18 protein-coding genes are annotated in these 16,600 nt (G+C 64.5%); 10 read left to right on the top strand and 8 right to left on the bottom strand.

Annotation, left to right across the window (positions count from 1 at the left end; genetic code table 11):
- Positions 1-53 precede the first annotated feature (53 nt).
- Together M2395_RS19190 and M2395_RS19185 are read right to left on the bottom strand one after the other, a co-directional pair.
- Positions 54-2,102, bottom strand: a complete 2,049-nt coding sequence (locus M2395_RS19190; protein WP_015636897.1) for a c-type cytochrome — start codon at positions 2,100-2,102, stop codon at positions 54-56.
- Positions 2,103-2,316: 214 nt separating this feature from the next.
- Positions 2,317-2,982: a metalloregulator ArsR/SmtB family transcription factor gene (locus tag M2395_RS19185; protein WP_015636898.1), complete on the bottom strand. Its 666-nt coding sequence runs from the start codon at positions 2,980-2,982 to the stop codon at positions 2,317-2,319.
- A gap of 106 nt (positions 2,983-3,088) precedes the next feature.
- Here M2395_RS19185 and M2395_RS19180 point away from each other — a divergent pair, with 106 nt between their 5' ends.
- The 4 genes from M2395_RS19180 (at position 3,089) to M2395_RS19165 (ending at position 6,372) form a co-directional block, all read left to right on the top strand.
- Positions 3,089-3,598, top strand: a complete 510-nt coding sequence (locus M2395_RS19180) for a DUF2938 domain-containing protein (RefSeq protein WP_019094249.1) — start codon at positions 3,089-3,091, stop codon at positions 3,596-3,598.
- Positions 3,599-3,638: 40 nt separating this feature from the next.
- The gene (locus tag M2395_RS19175) at positions 3,639-4,157 is read left to right on the top strand and encodes a hypothetical protein (protein WP_053153667.1); all 519 of its coding nucleotides are present in this window, start codon (positions 3,639-3,641) and stop codon (positions 4,155-4,157) included.
- Between the two features lie 265 nt (positions 4,158-4,422).
- Positions 4,423-5,004, top strand: coding sequence for a DedA family protein (locus M2395_RS19170; protein ID WP_011063258.1), 582 nt, complete (start codon positions 4,423-4,425; stop codon positions 5,002-5,004).
- 120 nt (positions 5,005-5,124) lie between these two features.
- On the top strand, positions 5,125-6,372 hold the full coding sequence (locus tag M2395_RS19165) for an aspartate aminotransferase family protein (protein WP_123431385.1): 1,248 nt from the start codon (positions 5,125-5,127) through the stop codon (positions 6,370-6,372).
- A 24-nt stretch (positions 6,373-6,396) separates the two neighbouring features.
- Here the strand turns inward: M2395_RS19165 and M2395_RS19160 are convergent, their stop codons facing one another.
- Entirely contained in the window at positions 6,397-6,981 is a 585-nt protein-coding gene (locus M2395_RS19160) for a hypothetical protein (RefSeq protein WP_015636901.1), read from the bottom strand.
- Between the two features lie 4 nt (positions 6,982-6,985).
- Positions 6,986-7,426, bottom strand: coding sequence for a DUF3592 domain-containing protein (locus tag M2395_RS19155; protein ID WP_233447092.1), 441 nt, complete (start codon positions 7,424-7,426; stop codon positions 6,986-6,988).
- Positions 7,427-7,969: 543 nt separating this feature from the next.
- On the opposite strand from M2395_RS19155, the gene M2395_RS19150 reads away from it, so the two are divergent.
- The 3 genes from M2395_RS19150 (at position 7,970) to M2395_RS19140 (ending at position 9,952) form a co-directional block, all read left to right on the top strand.
- Positions 7,970-8,365 carry a GNAT family N-acetyltransferase gene (locus tag M2395_RS19150; protein WP_053159982.1) on the top strand — a complete coding sequence of 132 codons (396 nt, stop codon included), beginning with the start codon at positions 7,970-7,972 and terminating at the stop codon, positions 8,363-8,365.
- Between the two features lie 36 nt (positions 8,366-8,401).
- Complete coding sequence (locus tag M2395_RS19145) at positions 8,402-9,025, top strand: SMI1/KNR4 family protein (protein WP_053159983.1); 624 nt, start codon at positions 8,402-8,404, stop codon at positions 9,023-9,025.
- A 78-nt stretch (positions 9,026-9,103) separates the two neighbouring features.
- Positions 9,104-9,952, top strand: coding sequence for a DUF4087 domain-containing protein (locus tag M2395_RS19140; RefSeq protein WP_011063265.1), 849 nt, complete (start codon positions 9,104-9,106; stop codon positions 9,950-9,952).
- Between the two features lie 8 nt (positions 9,953-9,960).
- Here the strand turns inward: M2395_RS19140 and M2395_RS19135 are convergent, their stop codons facing one another.
- From M2395_RS19135 to M2395_RS19120, 4 genes are all read right to left on the bottom strand, one after another.
- Positions 9,961-10,758, bottom strand: a complete 798-nt coding sequence (locus tag M2395_RS19135) for a GNAT family N-acetyltransferase (RefSeq protein ID WP_053159985.1) — start codon at positions 10,756-10,758, stop codon at positions 9,961-9,963.
- A gap of 1 nt (position 10,759) precedes the next feature.
- Positions 10,760-11,236 (bottom strand): HIT family protein, encoded by a 477-nt coding sequence (locus M2395_RS19130; RefSeq protein ID WP_011063267.1) that lies wholly within the window; start codon positions 11,234-11,236, stop codon positions 10,760-10,762.
- 96 nt (positions 11,237-11,332) lie between these two features.
- The gene (locus tag M2395_RS19125) at positions 11,333-12,940 is read right to left on the bottom strand and encodes a 5-guanidino-2-oxopentanoate decarboxylase (protein ID WP_123431386.1); all 1,608 of its coding nucleotides are present in this window, start codon (positions 12,938-12,940) and stop codon (positions 11,333-11,335) included.
- A gap of 123 nt (positions 12,941-13,063) precedes the next feature.
- Positions 13,064-13,984: a LysR substrate-binding domain-containing protein gene (locus M2395_RS19120; RefSeq protein WP_053159989.1), complete on the bottom strand. Its 921-nt coding sequence runs from the start codon at positions 13,982-13,984 to the stop codon at positions 13,064-13,066.
- A gap of 225 nt (positions 13,985-14,209) precedes the next feature.
- On the opposite strand from M2395_RS19120, the gene M2395_RS19115 reads away from it, so the two are divergent.
- Genes M2395_RS19115 through M2395_RS19105 form a run of 3 tightly spaced genes read left to right on the top strand, consistent with a single transcriptional unit; the run spans position 14,210 to position 16,592 of the window.
- The gene (locus M2395_RS19115) at positions 14,210-15,004 is read left to right on the top strand and encodes an ABC transporter ATP-binding protein (protein ID WP_011063270.1); all 795 of its coding nucleotides are present in this window, start codon (positions 14,210-14,212) and stop codon (positions 15,002-15,004) included.
- 49 nt (positions 15,005-15,053) lie between these two features.
- On the top strand, positions 15,054-15,827 hold the full coding sequence (locus M2395_RS19110; RefSeq protein ID WP_011063271.1) for a transporter substrate-binding domain-containing protein: 774 nt from the start codon (positions 15,054-15,056) through the stop codon (positions 15,825-15,827).
- A 51-nt stretch (positions 15,828-15,878) separates the two neighbouring features.
- On the top strand, positions 15,879-16,592 hold the full coding sequence (locus tag M2395_RS19105; protein ID WP_015636909.1) for an ABC transporter permease: 714 nt from the start codon (positions 15,879-15,881) through the stop codon (positions 16,590-16,592).
- The last annotated feature ends 8 nt before the right edge of the window (positions 16,593-16,600 follow it).

Here is a 16,600-nt window from a genome sequence, read left to right as displayed (position 1 = left end):
TTTCTGCGGGGCCTGTAGCCGCAGCCAAAGGCGGCGACTACAGGGTCAAGCCCTCAGTAACGGGCGTCCGCTGGGCGGCCACCGTTGGGCCAGTCCTTGACCTTGTCCGGGAAGTCCGGGCGCGGTTGGTGAGAGAAATACTCGGCCACGTCCAACGCCTCCTGATCCGAAAGACCGCCCTGGCCCAAGGGGAATTTCTCGTGGAAGCCAATCGGCATGTTGCGTTTGACGAACGCCGCAGCGGTGTAGGTGCGGGCCATGCCAGCGCCGATGTTGAAGGATTGATCGCCCCACAGCGGCGGGAAGATCAGGCTGCCGTCGGCACGCTTCAGGCCTTCGCCGTCGGCGCCGTGGCACACCGCGCATTGCTTGGCGTACACCTGCTTGCCATTGTCGGCATTGGGCTTGAGGGCCGGGTCGATCTTGCCCACACCGCGGCCGGCCACCTTGTCTTCTGGGCGGGTGTTCATTTTCATCCACTCGAAGTAAGCCACCATGGCTTGCATGTCGGCGCCGTTCACCGGCAGCGGCTTGCCGTGCATGGAGCGGCGGAAGCAGCCGTTGATGCGCTCTTCCAGGGTGATGGTCTTGCCCGCCCGCGGCGCGTAGCCGGGGAAGAACGCCGAGACGCCGACAAAGGGTGAACCGTCGGCCACGGTGCCGGCGTTGAGGTGGCAACTGGTGCAGTTCAGCGAGTTGCCGACGTTGTCCGGCAGCAGGGCCTTGGTTTCCAGATGCAGGCGCATGCCACGCACCACTTGCTCGGCATTCGGCGCCGCCAGCAGGTTGGCCAGGCGCGGAGTTTCGAACAGGGTGCTTTCCACTTGCGGGCTCAGTTGCGCCCGCATCTTCTTCACTTGCTCGGCGCTGATGGCGGAGCCGTTGTTGCCCCAGCTGCTGCGGACAAAACTGAGGATCTCGGCGATCTCGCCATCGGCCAGCTGGGCAAAGCCGGGCATGGTGTAGACCCGTGGATGGGCCGCGGTCTGGGCGGTCTTCCAGCCGGTCAGGGTGATGTGCAGCAAGGAGGTCGGGTTGGCCGAAGCGACGCTGGGGTTGCCGGCAAGGGACGGGAACATCTGCGGCACACCAGCGCCGTCCTGACGGTGGCAGTCGGAACAGAATTGCGCGTAGCCCAGGCCGCCACGGGAGGTGAACAGGTCGTTCGGCGGGGCCGCCGGGGTCAGGGCCACCGATGGCATGGGCAAGTCGTCCTTGCCGGCCGGCAGGGACTTGAGATACGCGGCGATCGCCGTCAGGTCGGCGTCGGTGAAGTGCTGGGTGCTGTGGTGGATCACGTCGGCCATGTTGCCGGATACCGTGGCAAAGCGGTTCTGCCCGGTCTTGAGCAACTGCACCGTGTCCTCCACGGTCCACAGGTTGCGCAGGCTCAGGGCTCGCCACTCTTCCACCGTCTCGCCGGCCAGGTAGTGCTGGCCGCCGGATTCGCTGTCGCTCATGGCCTTCTCCTGGAAGGCGATGCCCCGCGGGGTATGGCAGGAACCGCAGTGGCCCAGGCCCTGGACCAGGTAGGCGCCGCGATTGAGCTGTTCGTCCTTGGCCGGGTCAGGCTTGAAGGGCTGCTTGTCGACGAACACCAGGTTCCAGAACCACAGGCCCCAGCGCTGGTTGAAGGGGAACCCCATGTCGGCTTCCAGGTTGCCCTGGGCTACGGGTTCCACCCCGTGCATCAGGTAGGCGTAGAGGGCGCGCATGTCCTCTTCGGTCATCTTGGCGTAGGACGGATAGGGCATGGCCGGGTACAAATGACTGCCGTCAGGGGTTACGCCTTCGCGCATGGCGCGGTCGAATGCTTCGAAGCTGTAACTGCCGATACCGGTGTCTTTATCCGGGGTGATGTTGCTGGAGTAGATGGTGCCCATGGGCGTCTTCAGCTCCAGGCCACCGGCCATGGTGGCCCCGCCCTTGGCGGTGTGGCAGGCAATGCAGTCGCCGAGCTGGGCCACGTACTGGCCACGCTGGATCAGTTCGGAATCTGGGGTGGAGGCCGCCGCTGCCGGGGTCGGCTCGCTGGCATGCAGTAGGGGTACGCAGAGCAACGCAGCGCCCAGAAGGCACAGGCGTGACAGAGAAAAAGCCATCAGGTTATTCCTTTAAAATCCGCCTGGGGTGGTCCCCTCGGCCGATATCCACAAAGGTTTTTATTGGTTATCCCGGCCTTCACGGTACAGGCCCGGGGCTCGATACCTTGTGGGTCCGAGCCTGATGCCCTTGTAGCGGATTTTTCTGAAAACCCTGTTGATATGGATCATGGCCCTATAGGCAATGTCCTGTATGGCCGACTCTGCGACACTTTTACCGGGTGGTTTCCACCCCTAGGCCGGCGGCCTGCCAATCGACGAAACCGTCGTCCAGGCGCCGCACTCTGAAACCCTTGGCGCGAAGCAAGGCCGCGGCATTGTGTGACAGCACGCAGTAGGGCCCGCGGCAGTAAGCCACCAACTCCTGGCCCGCGGGCAACTCGGCCAGACGCTGCTCCAACTCTTCCACCGGGATATTGATTGCCCCCGGCAAATGCCCAAGGGCGAACTCCTGCGGCGAGCGCACGTCCAGCAGGGTCATGCCGCCCTCCTGCAGGCGTTGGCGCAGCTCTTCCCGGGAGATGCCCTCCAGGCGCCCCGGCTGCTGCTCGCTGTCGGCCAGCAGCTCACGGATCTGCCCGTGGTTGTAATCGACGTATTGGCGCAAGCCCCCCAGAAGTGCGGCCAACGGCCCCTGGCTGAGGCTGTAGAGCACCCGCTTGCCGTCGCGCCGGGTCTGCACGAAACCGCCCCGGCGCAGCTGTTGCAAATGTTGCGAGGTGTTGGCCACCGAGAGTCCCGAGGCTTCCACCAGGCGCTCCACCGGCTGCTCGCCACGAGCAATGTGCTCCAGCAGGATCAGGCGATGGTGATGGCCGAGAATACGTGCCAGCTCGGCCATGTCCGCCAGAGGCTGTTGAGGGGAAATCGAATCGGTCATTGACAGCTCCTGCTGCTTTATTGATCATTCAATTACTTAATTGAATGAAACATTATCACACCCATAGCCGAGGCTGAAGTGCAGCCATCCATACCCAGGAGTCTTTATGCATGAGTTCATGGCGTTGATTTTACCGGCACTGCTGATCGGTGTCGGCGCTACCTTGGTCCTTGATTTGTGGACGCTGTTTCTGGCGCGAGTGTTGAACATTCCTGGCCCCAACTGGGCCATGGTCGGACGCTGGATCGGGCATTTTCCTCGTGGCCAGTTCCTGCACCAGAGCATTGCCCAAGCCGCCACGGTTCCGGGGGAACGGGCCCTGGGCTGGCTGGCCCACTACCTGATCGGCGTCCTGTTTGCCGCCCTGTTGCTGCTGGCCTGCGGCCTGGAGTGGGCGCGGCAACCGACCCTGGCACCGGCCCTGATCATCGGCGTATTGACGGTGGCTGCGCCGTTCCTGCTGATGCAACCGGGCATGGGCGCCGGGATCGCGGCGAGCAAGATGCCCAAGCCGAATGTGGCCCGGCTGCGCAGCCTGATGGCGCATTCGGTGTTCGGGCTGGGCTTGTACATGGCCGGGATGTTCTGGGCGTGGGTGTTGGGGCAGACTGCGTGACCTCAGCCCAGAGGCCGAGCATGCCCAGAGAGATCGATCGATGAAGCCACCTGTATGCGACCTGTGCCACAACGATTTTTCCTCGGAGATGTGCCATGCCGGAACTGGCGGCGGCATGGTGCAGTTCGCCGATTATCGCCCGCTGGGCCAAGGGTGCGCGGGGCACCCTCATGGCTACGAGTGGTTCTGCGATGAACATCTGGCCAGTGCCCGGGCCCTGGCTTCGCTGAGCTATAGCGATGCCAGGGCAGTGCTGACCCGGCAGTATGCTCCGCTTGCGGACTACCCGCCCCTCGCCTCCAGTGATCCAGCACTCTGGATCACCGAGGTGGGCCCCAACCCCGCGAAGATCTTCGCGCTGATCAGGCAAGCCATGGGCGTAAGCCCCAACGTGGCCAGAAACTTGCTGACCAGCGTCCCCTTCAAGGTGATCCAGGCCTGGCCGCAACAGTTCAGTGTCTGGCAGGAGTCCCTGATTCAAGCCGGCGCCCAGGTTGAAGTACGCTATCCCTCGTCCAAGTCCGCCTGGGCCGAGCAAGCCGACGCAGATAACGACTGATCCTGCTCGCGCATCCAGTCTGCACTCGCAGGGGCTTTCACATACCCGCTGAACCCAGTTTGCTCCACACAAGCAATATCCGTAGGTCTAGCCGTGTCCGCCGCCGAGGCTGGCGTCTACGCTGGGTTCTGATGGGCTGGCAGGCGCCCTGGCGGTACCTGCGCTGGAAGATCCCGGGCACTTGTGCCGGTGAAAGGAATCAGAGCCATTTGTAACCTGATCATCGCCCGGCTTGTTTTCATGCCCCCTGCGGAAGCCCTTGCCCATGCTCGAACACCTCGACCTCAACGCGCTGATCGCCGCCTACGGCTACTGGGTGATCTTCATCGGCTGCCTGCTGGAAGGCGAAACCGTGTTGATTCTCGGCGGCATGGCGGCGCATCAGGGTAGCCTGCAATGGCCGCAAGTGATCGGCTGGGCCACCCTGGGGGGCATCCTCGGCGATCAGTTGCTGTTCTGGACCGGGCGCTATGGCGGGGCGCGCCTGCTGCCCAAGCTCAAGCGCCATCAGGCGGCCATCGAACGGGTCCAGGGCCTGATCCAGCGTTACCCCTCGACTTCGGTGTTCGCCGTGCGCTTTCTCTACGGCATGCGCCTGGTGGGCCCGATGGTGATCGGCGCCAGTGGCCTGGCACCCTGGCGTTTCGCCCTGCTCAATGTGCTGGGGGCTGCGGTATGGGCCATCTTGTTCGTCAGCGCCGGTTACTGGGCCGGCGAAGCCTTGCAGCATTTTCTTGGCGACCTGAAACCCTATCGCCTGCCGATCTTCCTCGGGGTGATAGCGCTGGTGGTCCTTGCGGCACTGGTGCGGCATTTGCGTAATAGGCACAAGGCCCAGCAGCACTGAGACAAGGGCTTTGGCACATCGGGAATTTTCATACTGACCCGGCGACTTTATTTCGTTTGTCCAGGCCCCCCGGCCCCGGCTTAGATAACGGCTTGTTTCCGGCACCCAGAGCCCGCATCCATGAGCCACGAGAACATCAGCCGTTCGATCTCCACCGTCCACCCGATCCGCCTCAGCCACGGACGCAACGCCGAGGTCTGGGACGTCGATGGCAAGCGCTACATCGACTTTGTCGGCGGTATCGGTGTGCTCAACCTCGGGCACTGCCACCCACGCATAGTCTCAGCCATCCAGCAGCAGGCCACCCGGCTCACCCACTACGCCTTCAATGCCGCGCCTCACGGGCCCTACATCGAGTTCATGCAGCGCCTGGCGAACTTCATCCCGGTGAGTTACCCGGTCAGCGGCATGCTCACCAACAGCGGCGCCGAGGCCGCGGAAAACGCCCTGAAGATCGTGCGCGGAGCTACCGGGCGCAGCGCGGTGATCGCCTTTGACGGAGGCTTCCATGGGCGTACCCTGGCCACCCTCAACCTCAACGGCAAGGTGGCGCCCTACAAGCAGAAGGTCGGTGTACTACCCGGGCCTGTGTACCACCTGCCCTACCCCAGCGCCGACAACGGCGTCACCTGCGCCGAAGCGCTGAAGGCCATGCAGCGCCTGTTCAGTGTGGAAATCGATGTCGAGGAAGTGGCCTGCTTCATCCTCGAACCGGTGCAGGGCGAAGGCGGCTTCCTGGCCCTGGACGCCACGTTCGCCCGGGCCTTGCGCAGCTTCTGCGATGAACATGGCATTTTGCTGATCGCCGACGAGATCCAGTCCGGCTTCGGCCGCACCGGGCAGCGTTTTGCCTTCTCCCGCCTGAACATCGAGCCGGACCTGATCCTGCTGGGCAAGAGCATTGGCGGCGGGGTTCCACTGGGCGCCGTGGTGGGTCGCAAAGCATTGCTGGACGTGCTGCCCAAGGGCGGCCTGGGGGGCACCTACTCGGGCAACCCGATTGCCTGCGCGGCGGCGCTCGCGACCCTGGATGAAATGACCGACGAGCACCTGCAGGCCTGGGGCGGGCGCCAGGAGCGGGCGATCGTGCAGCGCTATGAGCATTGGAAAAGCAGTGGGCTCTGCCCCTTCCTGGGCCGTCTGACGGGGGTGGGAGCCATGCGCGGCATCGAGTTGGTCAATGCCCGGGGCGAACCGGCGCCAGAGCAACTGAGCACGCTGCTAGGCAGCGCCCGGGATGCGGGCCTGCTGCTGATGCCCAGCGGCAAGTCGCGGCACATCATTCGCCTGCTGGCGCCCTTGACCACCGAGCCTGAAATCTTCGAGGAGGGCCTGGATATTCTCCAGGAATGCCTGGCGCGCCTGTGATTCCCGGCGCGCCTCAGGGCGAGGCTAGAACAGGTAGCCCATGTAGGTGGCAATGCCGCCACCGGCCTGTGGTCCGACGTTCATGCCAGCCATGACCACTGCGCCCTTGGCCGAACGCAGCAGCTGCTCGTTGACCTTGATCGAAGCCATCATGGTCGCCGGGTTGCTTCCCAAAACGACGGCCAGGGCCAGTAGCTTGGGGTCCAGGCCGAACAGCAGGGCCGTGGCCGAACCGCCCACCACCAGTCCACCACCGACCTCGGTATAGAAGCAAGGCCCGGTGATGTCGTCCTCGGTCAGGTCCCGGCTGCGAAGGGCATCGCTGACAAAGACCTTGCCGGTGCTGGGAAAAGCCTCCGCCGCACCGGCACCACTGACGCTCTTGCCCTTGACCTGGATATTGACCTTGCCGAAACGCGGCAGGCGCCCACCAAAGCCGGCGCCCACCCCCAGGCCGCCGTAGCGATAGCTGACGTCCTTGCCCTGAGGCGAACGCAGGGTGATCGAACCACCACCGCCGGCCACGAGGGCTACGGTCAGGCCGCCGCCGCTGGCGGTCTGGTACAGCCATTTACTTTCGTTGACCGGAATCGGAATGCTGAGGTTCATGGGGTCAAAGTCCTTTTGCTCGTTGTGTGGCTCGTCCGCGATGGCTGATGACACCCACCAGGCCGGCCAGGGTAAATACCAGACCGATCAGGCCGAGCACACCCGGGGTGGCCCAGAGCGCTGCCGGGTCGTCGATGATTGCACTGTTGGCCGGCCGCTCGGGCTGGTAATACACCCGCACCGGCTGGTCCTTCTGGTAGCCGAAGATAAAGCCACCCTGGGGGTAGGAAATCTTCTCACCGGTACTGCTGGTGAAGGCGATCTCGGGGTGCGAACCCCCGGCATTCAAATCGCTGACGATACCGTCGGCGGTCTGGGCGCTGGCGAGGAACTCGCGGCGATCAAGGGTGAGATTGACGGCGATGACCAACAGGCCGATGCCGATCAGGGCGAACAGCAGACCCTGGAGGATCTTGCCAAAGCGTGACGGGGTGGAGTTAGCCATGGGCTGTCTCGATATTCGTCCGTGAAAGAGGGAGGCCACGATAACAAGAAACCTGCCTCCAGAAAAACCACTGCCGCGGCGCAAGCGCATTCCGGCAACGGCGTTCAGGCGCCCTGGAAAGCGGCCTGAGCGCCTGTCGCCAGCGCTTGCAAACCGAATTTCCGACGGGCATTGCCCTGGAGGAATTTGTCCGCAAATACCGGCGGAAGTTCCAGGCCCCGGACCTGCTCCCGGCGTTTTTTTCAACACACCAGGAGGAATTGGCCGGCGAGCAGCACGTTGCCCTGGCCACAAATCCGTGGCCAATGCCTGAACGCCGCGAACAGCCGTACGAGTTTCGAAGAGCTCCCTTGGCCGGTTGCGTTCAGGCACCGAGGGCTGCCAGTTTCCGAGGCAGGCTTGTATCCTCCAGGTCGCCCACGGTCGAGCCGGCACGCCGCTGCGACAACGATGCCCACTGGGCCGAAGCACTCAACTACATGGGTCGGCCCCGAGCACAGTCGGGGCGCGATCTGCCCGTACTTGCCCATTGGAGAGTTCACCATGCTGATCCGCGACGCACACGCCGCTGAAAGCGAAGCACTGCGGCAGTTTCTCGGCGATAACGGCTGGGGCCATCGGGTGGGCAGCAGCGAATACTTCGCCCAGTTGCTGGCAAACTCCCAGCGCACGGCGGTCGCCCTTCTGCAGGGGCAGATCGTCGGCTTCGCCCGAGGCATCTGCGACGGTCTGTCCAACGGTTACCTGTCCATGGTGGTCGTTGCCGAGCAGCACCAGCGGCGTGGTATCGGCCGCGCCCTGGTGCATTGGGTGATGGGCGACAACCCCGAGATCACCTGGGTCCTGCGGGCCGGGCGCCCCGGGGCAGCGGAATTTTTCAGCTCGCTGGGCTTCGAACCCTCGATCATCACTCTGGAACGCACGCGCCATCGCGCATAATCACTCCCCCGCCTCCAGCTCATCCAAGGAAGACCCATGTCCGAACAGCACGACTCCAACGCCGACTGGCCCCCCGCCGGCTGCCCGCCCCTGGCCTGGCCGGAACTGCCTGACCAGGCTGCACGGCTGAGCTGGTACCTGGCGGTCATTGGTGCCTACGGCGCGCTATGGGAAGGGCACGTCAACGAACCGGAATTGACGCCTGTCAGCGAGGACGCCCTGCAGGCGCTGGAGCAACGCCTGGGCTGCCCGTTGCCTCGATCGCTGCGCGACTACCATCGGCAATTGGGGGTGCTGTCCCTGGCGGAGGTCCTGTGCAGCGTCGGGCCCGGGCACACGCCGATCCAGCCGTTGCTGGAGGCTTATCCCGGTATCGTCGAGATCAGCGATGTCGACCTGGTACTGGCAGGCAAGCTGGTGGCCTTCGGCGACTACCTGGGCAATGGCAACCTGTTCTGCTTTCACCGCGAATCCGGCGCGGTCTACTACTTCGATCACGACACAGGTGCGGCGCTGACACGCTTTTTCGATTCCCCCGAGGAGTACCTGGATACGCTGATGCTGCTCTGCCTGGCGGAGGTATACGACGACGATGATGCTGCCGAAGCATTGATCAGCCAGCGCTACGGCGAGGACCTGGTACGCAAGTGGCGCTATTGATGAACCAGGATTCCAGCCTCTGCCGAAGCTAATGCCAGCACACGACCTGCGGTTCCTACCCTCGAACAAGGATGCTTCATGTTTCAGCGTGCCCTGATCTGCACACTCCTGGTACTGCTTGCCTTAACCGCCAGTGCCGCGCCAGCCAAAGTCGAACGCCGGTGCGGCTGGTTCGAGAACCCGACGCCAGCCAACGCCACCCTGACCGACCGCGATGGCGTCTGGGAGATCGCCAGCCAGGGCGGCTATCAGGCCGAGGGCGAGTGGCCCACTTTCAACGACCAGCAATGGGTGCGCACCAACAATCACTACGGCTACGGCTGCGCTTGTGTCAGCGCCAGTGCGGATCCCCGGACTCATCGCCTCGACCAACTGCACAAGGCCAAGGCCCGCCCGCTGTCAGCCTGTCGCAACGATCCCAGCCTGTACGAACCCTTGCCCGAGGAAGCCGGAAAACCCGTATTACCCCAGGGCTCGCCGCGCTTTCAGGGCCAGGGTTTCAGCCTGCAGTATCCCAAAGGCTGGACGCTCAACCAGACACAGAACTGCCTCACCCTGGATCACCCGAAAAAACGCCCGGGCGAGGAGTACACCCTGCAACTGTGCCTGCAGCAAGGCAGCCTGGAGCAGGCCGCCGAGGGCTTGTTCTTCTACCTGGAAAATGGCGTCTGGATGCGCAGCGCCGGCAGGGATGAGCCCAGCCCGGTACTTGAGGTGAACGGCCCCGGCTGGCAAGGCCTGCTGGCCTATCAGACCTGCGGCATCAGCGATGAGGAAACCGGCTTTCATGCCGTTGGCGGTACCTGCCTGACGGCGGTGATCGATAGCGGCCAGCGTCAGGTGGTGGCCGACAGCGTAGGGTTCTTCCAGGATTTCGCCACCCTGGGGGCCATCCTGCAGTCGATCCGCTTCGACCCGGCGCCATAGAGCCCCCGCTAGGGCACGGCCCGATACAGGGTTTGCAGGTGGGACAAGCGCAAGCCGCAGTGCTCCAGGTTGCGCCGGCTTTGCGAGTTCACCAGAGCGGTGGCTGCCACGCTCCGGGCCCCCAAAGCAGCAGCCTGCTGCAAGCGATGGGCGATCAGGGCCCGGTGAAAACCCAGGCCCCGCGCGGCCCGGGTGGTAAAGGCGGTGCCCAGGTACGCCACGCCGTTGTCGGCGACGAACAGCGCCGCGCCGGCCACCGCAACGCCCTGCTCCCGCAACAGGTACAAATGCCCGCGCCCATCGTTGAGCAAGCCACCAAAGGCCGCCTGGGTGGCCGGCCGAGCGGCCGCAGGGGTATTGAAGCCTTCGCGGTGCAGCGTGCAGAACACTTCCAGCGTCGAGGCGGTCACCGGCTCGATATCCAGCACTGAAGGCGGCGCCACAATCTCGCCCACAGGAGCGAACAGCTGCCCATGAGTCCAGCCCTTCAGGCGCTGCAACTGCAGCCCTTGCAGTTCCAGGGTGGGCACAACCTTGGCTGACTCGGCGATCAAGGCGATCGCCGGGGCGTAAGCCACGCAGCTCTGCAGCAGATCGACCAGGCGCCGGGCATCCTGTGCCCTGTCTCCATGTACCCGGTTCATCATCGGGCTGGGGTTGCCGCCGACGACGAAGGCACCACAACCCGGCTCACCAAACAGGCAGGCCCGATAAGGGTTGCCCGGCAGGCTCGCCAGACCCTGGACCCGGGCCCGCAGGTATTGGGTTTCGGCATATTCAAGCGCCAGCGCGCGGCTCAGGTGCATATCAGCGGTTACCCACCGGGGTTTCACTGACCCAGGGCACCCGCACCTGCTCGGCGATGCTCGTGGCCTGCTGCTGCAACACCTCCAGTTGGGTCCGGCGGCCGAACAAGCCAGTGAAATGCAGCAGCAAGCGCCCGGCAAACCCCAGGCCATCGCCGCGTTTGCGCGGGATCAAGTGCAGGTGCGCATGGGGAATGTGCTGGTTGGTGGCGCGGCCGTCATTGACCAGCAGGTGGGTGCCTTCGACGCCGTAGCCGGCACGCCGTTGCGCCGCCAGCAGGCCATCGAAGACCTGGTACAGGTGCTGGCGGATGAAACCGGGCAATTGCTCGAGCTTCTCTACGTGCTGCTGGGGGATCAGCAGGAGGTGCCCTTCACCCAGCGGATGCACGTCCATGAAGGCCATGCAGTGCTCATCGCGGTACACCAGTGCGGCGGGCAAGGTGCCGGCGGCAATCTGGCAGAAAATGCAATTCATCCCTGAATCCTCAAGTGGCAAGGCGCGCCCGGTCGGGCGCCGCCAATGTAACCCACCTGCATCCTGTAAAGCGCGCTCCTTGTGCCCGGCTTGGGTTCAGCCCAGCGCCAGGTAGGCGCCGGCATCGACCTCGATCATCACCGGTTGGCGGGTGTCCTTGAGGGTGTGCAACAGGTCTTGCAGCTGCGCGGGGGAGTCGGCGCGGTGGTGCGCCACATGGAAGCTTCGGGCCATGGCCTGGAAGTCCGGGGTGAGGATGTCCACCCCCAGCGGCACGATATCCCGCGCCTGCATGTAGTCACGGATCTCGCCGTAGCACTGGTTGTTCCACACCAGCAGGATCACGCCGATCTGTGCTTCCTTGGCCGCGATCAGCTCGCCGCTGGCGAACTGCAAGCCACCGTCCCCCACCAGGGCCACCACTGGCCGCTCGGGGCGCGCCAGCTTGGCGCCCATGGCCGCCGGCAAGCCGTAGCCCAGGGTGCCGTAACCACTGCCGGCGTTGAACCAGCTGGCCGGAGCCGGTGCCTGGTAGCCGCAGGCGCCCTGGTACACCGGCTGGGTCGAATCACCCACCAGGATCGGGCTGCCCAGGGTGTCCCGCAGCAGGTCGAGCAAGCCCTGCAGGCCTTGTTGCTTGGGCGTCCAGCCGGTGCGTTCGGCCTGGTTGACCCGCTGTACGCTGTCCACGGCCCAACGGCCGCGAGAGCTGGGTTGCGCCACTTTACCGAGCAAGGCTTGCAAGCCTTCCAGAGCGTCGCCCACCAGACCGACATGGGCCCGCTGCACGCCCATGACCTGCATTGGGTCGATGTCCAGGCGAATCAGCGAACCCTTGAAGCGCAGCGGCCCGAGGCCAAAGAAGTCGTAGTCGGTTTCCCCAAGCTCGGTGCCCACGGCGAGCACCACATCCGCTTCGTCGATCAATGCCCGGCCATGGGCCGAGGACTGCACGCCATCGAGCAACAGCGGGTGGCCGCAAGGCAGCAGGCCGCGGGCGTTGGTGGTCAGGGCCACCGGCGCCTGCAGGCGCTCGGCCAATTGCCGCAAGACCTCGGCGCAACCCCGGGCACCACCACCGGCCAGGATCAATGGGCGGTGGGCACTGTTGAGCAAGGCCAGCGCCGCCTCGATCGAAGCCCCGGCCGGCGCCGGCGCGCCAGGCAGGCTGCGGGGCATCAGGTTGAGGTTATCGGCGGGCATCTCCAGCACGTCCAGGGGAATCTCGATGTGCACCGGCCGTGGCCGTGCGCACTTGAATACGGCAAAGGCCCGCGCCAGCAGTTCCGGCAACTCCGAAGGCGCTTGCAGGGTGTGGCTGAAGGCGCAGACCCCGGCCACCATTGCTCGCTGGTCCGGCAGTTCGTGCAGGTGGCCGTGGCCCAGGCGCAGGTGCTCGCGACGGTTGACGGTAGAGATCACCAGCATCGGCACCGAATCGGCATAGGCCTGGCCCATGGCCGTGAGGATATTGGTCATGCCAGGGCCAGTGATGATGAAGCACACCCCAGGCTTGCCGCTGGCCCGGGCGTAGCCGTCGGCCATGAACCCGGCCCCCTGTTCATGCCGTGGGCTGACGTGGCGCAAGCGGCTGCCGTGCAGGCCGCGATAGAGCTCGACGGTGTGCACGCCGGGAATCCCGAATACCGTGTCCACGCCATAACCTTCCAGCAAACGAACCAGGGACTGCGCACAGGTGGTCATCGACTACTTCCTCTTGTTCTTATGTGCGGGCGACACCCTGCGCCCGGCTGATGTCGAGGGACATTAGTCGCTGCACCCAAGGGGCAACAATCGAAAAAAATCGCGGCGATTGCTCAATAAAATTCACGCTTTGCCGTTGCGACGGGGTTCCGGGTGCAAGCGGGTGATGCCCTGCAACTGGGACTTGACCCACTCGCTGAACGCCAACACCACCGGCCGCTCCGCCTTGAGCAGGTCGGCCACCAGGTAATAGCCGCGATTGGATTCGATCTCGGTGCCGAAGGGCTGCACCAGCTGGCCCCGGGCCAGGGCTTCGCCGCTGATCAGGTTGTCGCCCATGGCAATGCCCTGGCCGGCGATGCAGGCCGACTGCACGAAGTGCGCGTCGGCAAACACGATGCCCCGGCGCACGTCGACATTCGGCGCCCCGGCGGCCGCCAGCCAGACCCGCCAGTCGGAGTAGTCGATCATGTGCAGGAGCAAGGCGTGATCCAGGCCATCAAGGGTTTTCAGGCCACCCATGGCGTTCACCAGGCTCGGGCTGCACACCGGGAAATAGCGCAGGGAGACGATCTTCTGCACGTGCTGGTTGGGCCAGTCGCCCATGCCATAGGCCACGAACAGATCGACGCTGCTGTCGCTGGTGTCCCCCGGAGTGCGGGGCGACACCAACTGCAGTTCAACCTGGGGATACAGCGCCTGGAATTCGGCGATATGGGTGCACAGCCAATAGGTGGCGAACCCCGGCGGGCTGCTGATGCACAGCCGGCCGCTGACCTGCTGGCCATCGGAGCGCTGGCCGGCCTCGAGGATATTGGCCAGCAGCAGGTGGATGTCCCGGGCATAGCGCTCCCCCTGGTAGGTGATGCGAATGCTGCGGCCCTGGCGCTCGGTCAGGGCAAAACCCAGGGTCTGCTCCAGGCTCTTGATCTGGTGGCTGATGGCGCTGGGCGTCAGGTTCAGCTCATTGGCGGCCTCGGCGACACTGCCCAGGCGGGCCACCGCGTCCAGAGCGCGCAACGCGGTCATGGAGGGATAACGCATACCGATCATGCCTCGACTACAAAAAAACGAGTGGCAGCACCATAGCTGCAATCGGCGTCCGGCAATAGCCTTGCTCGTCGCCCCCAAAAAAACCAATTACTGAAAAAAATTACCGTGTCCCACTAAAAATGCTCGATTGACCCGCCGCCGTCGATGGCTAATTCTCAAGCCCTACCCTGTGCCGGGTACTGCCCGGCCATCGCACAATAACAAGAGGGTCGACCCTTGCAATCGCAGCCCAACTCCGTCAATCCCGTGGTGGCGATCGATGATCTGCACAAGAGCTACGCCGATCACCACGTGCTCAAGGGCATCGCCCTGCGCGCCAATGAAGGCGAAGTGGTGTCGTTGATCGGCTCCAGCGGCTCGGGCAAAAGCACCCTGCTGCGCTGCATCAACCTGCTGGAGATTCCCTGCAGCGGCAGCCTGCGCATCAATGGCGAAGAAGTGCGCATCAGGACCGACCGTGCCGGCAACCCGCAGGTCGCCGACCCGGCCCAGGTGGCGCGCCTGCGCACCCAATTGAGCATGGTGTTCCAGAGCTTCAACCTGTGGCCCCACCGCACCGTCCTGGAAAACGTCATCGAAGCGCCGGTGTATGTCCTCGGTGAAGACCGCAAGGACGCCATCGCCCATGCCGAGCACCTGCTGGAAAAGGTCGGCCTGGCCAACAAGCGCGACGCTTTCCCTTCCTTTCTCTCCGGCGGCCAGCAGCAGCGGGTGGCCATCGCCCGGGCCCTGGCCATGCGCCCCCAGGTGCTGTTGATGGACGAACCGACCTCGGCCCTGGACCCGGAACTGGTGGGCGAGGTGCTCAAGGTCATCCAGGGCATCGCCGAGGAAGGCCGTACCATGATCCTGGTGACCCACGAAATGGCCTTTGCCCGGGACGTGTCGAGCAAGGTGATGTTCCTTCACCAGGGGCTGGTGGAAGAAGAAGGGCCACCCCAGCAAGTGTTCCTCAACCCGGTCAGCGAGCGCTGCCGGCAATTCGTCATGGCTCAGGAAAACCGCGTCTGACGTTTCGCTTCAATCCTTGAAAACAACAACTTCGATAAAGGGTAAAGCCATGAAAAACCTGCTCAAGGTGCTCGCCACCGGTTGCCTGTTCAGTGCACTGGCCAGCCACGCCGTGGCCGCCGACAAGATCGTCTTCGGCATCGCCCTGGAACCCTACCCGCCGTTCTCGATGAAAAGCGGCAACGGCGACTGGAGCGGCTTCGAACCGGAGCTGATCAAGGCTCTGTGCGACCGCATGCAGGCCCAGTGCCCACTCAAGGAAGTGGCCTGGGACGGCCTGATCCCGGCCCTGCAATCGAGCCAGATCGACGCCATCCTCAACTCCCTGAGCATCACCGACGAACGGGAAAAGGTCATCGATTTCTCTGCGCCCTACTACCAGACCCCGGCCATGTGGGTCGCCGACCAGAGCCTGGAGCTGGTCACCACCCCCGAAGGCCTCAAGGGCAAGCTGATCGGCGTGCAGGGTTCGACCTCCAACGCGACCTTCGCCAAGACCTACTACGGCAAGACCTCGACCCTGCGCTACTACACCACCCAGGACGACATGATCGCCGACCTGCAGAGCGGGCGGATCGACGTGATGCTGGCCGACGCCCTGACCATCGAGCCGATCCTCAAGACCGCGGCCGGCGCCGGCCTGGCGGACAAGGGCCTGGCGCCCAAGGACCCGCTGTTCGGTTCCGGTATCGGGGTCGGCCTGCGCAAGGGTGACAGCGCCCTGCAGCAGCGGATCAACACCGCCCTGGCCTCGCTCAAGGCCGATGGCACCTACGACAAGATCCGCAGCCGCTACTTCAGCGTCGACATTTCTGCCAACTAAGCCGTCCGGCAGGCCCGTTTGCGCGGGCCGCCGGCGTTGACTGGATACGTCATGATTTCTCTGTCCGACCTTTCCCAACTGTTCGTCGCCGACGGCTGGCTCGGCGCCCTGGCCCAGGGCGCGCTGGTGTCCCTGCAGATTTCCGCCGGGGCCTTTGTGCTCGGCCTGGGCATCGGCCTGCTGGTGGCGATGATCAAGCTCAAGGGCCCGCGCTGGCTGGTAAAGCTGGCCAACGCCTACACCACCCTGTACCGGGCCATGCCCGAGCTGCTGCTGATTCTGCTGCTCTACTACGCCGGCACCGACCTGCTGAACATGGCCATGGCCGCCATGGACCGGCCGAGCGTCACGGTCAACGGTTTCATCGCCGCGGTGCTGGTGCTGGGCATCGTCCAGGGCGCCTATTCGGCGGAGATCATCCGGGGCGCGATCCAGGCCATTCCCTACGGCCAGATCGAAGCGGCCCGGGCCTACGGCATCGAACGCTGGCTGCTGGTGCGGCGCATCCTGCTGCCGAGCATGCTGCCCTATGCCATGGCCGGGCTATCGAACCTGTGGCTGGTACTGGTCAAGGACAGCGCGCTGATCAGCATCGTCGGCTACAGCGAGCTGCTCTCGGTGGGCAAGCAGGCAGCCGGTTCCACCAAGCACTACCTGGTGTTCTACCTGGCGGTCGCAGCCTTCTACTTCGTCATCACCCTGGTGTCCGGCAGCGTGTTCCGCGTGCTCGAACGACGCACCAACCGCTGGCTGCCCCAGCACTAGGAGACTCG

The sequence above is a fragment of the Pseudomonas sp. BIGb0176 genome (genome assembly GCF_024810175.1).
GTDB classification, from domain to species: domain Bacteria; phylum Pseudomonadota; class Gammaproteobacteria; order Pseudomonadales; family Pseudomonadaceae; genus Aquipseudomonas; species Aquipseudomonas protegens.
Note: the sequence above shows the minus strand (reverse complement) of the source record. Positions and strands in the feature narration are given on the sequence as shown.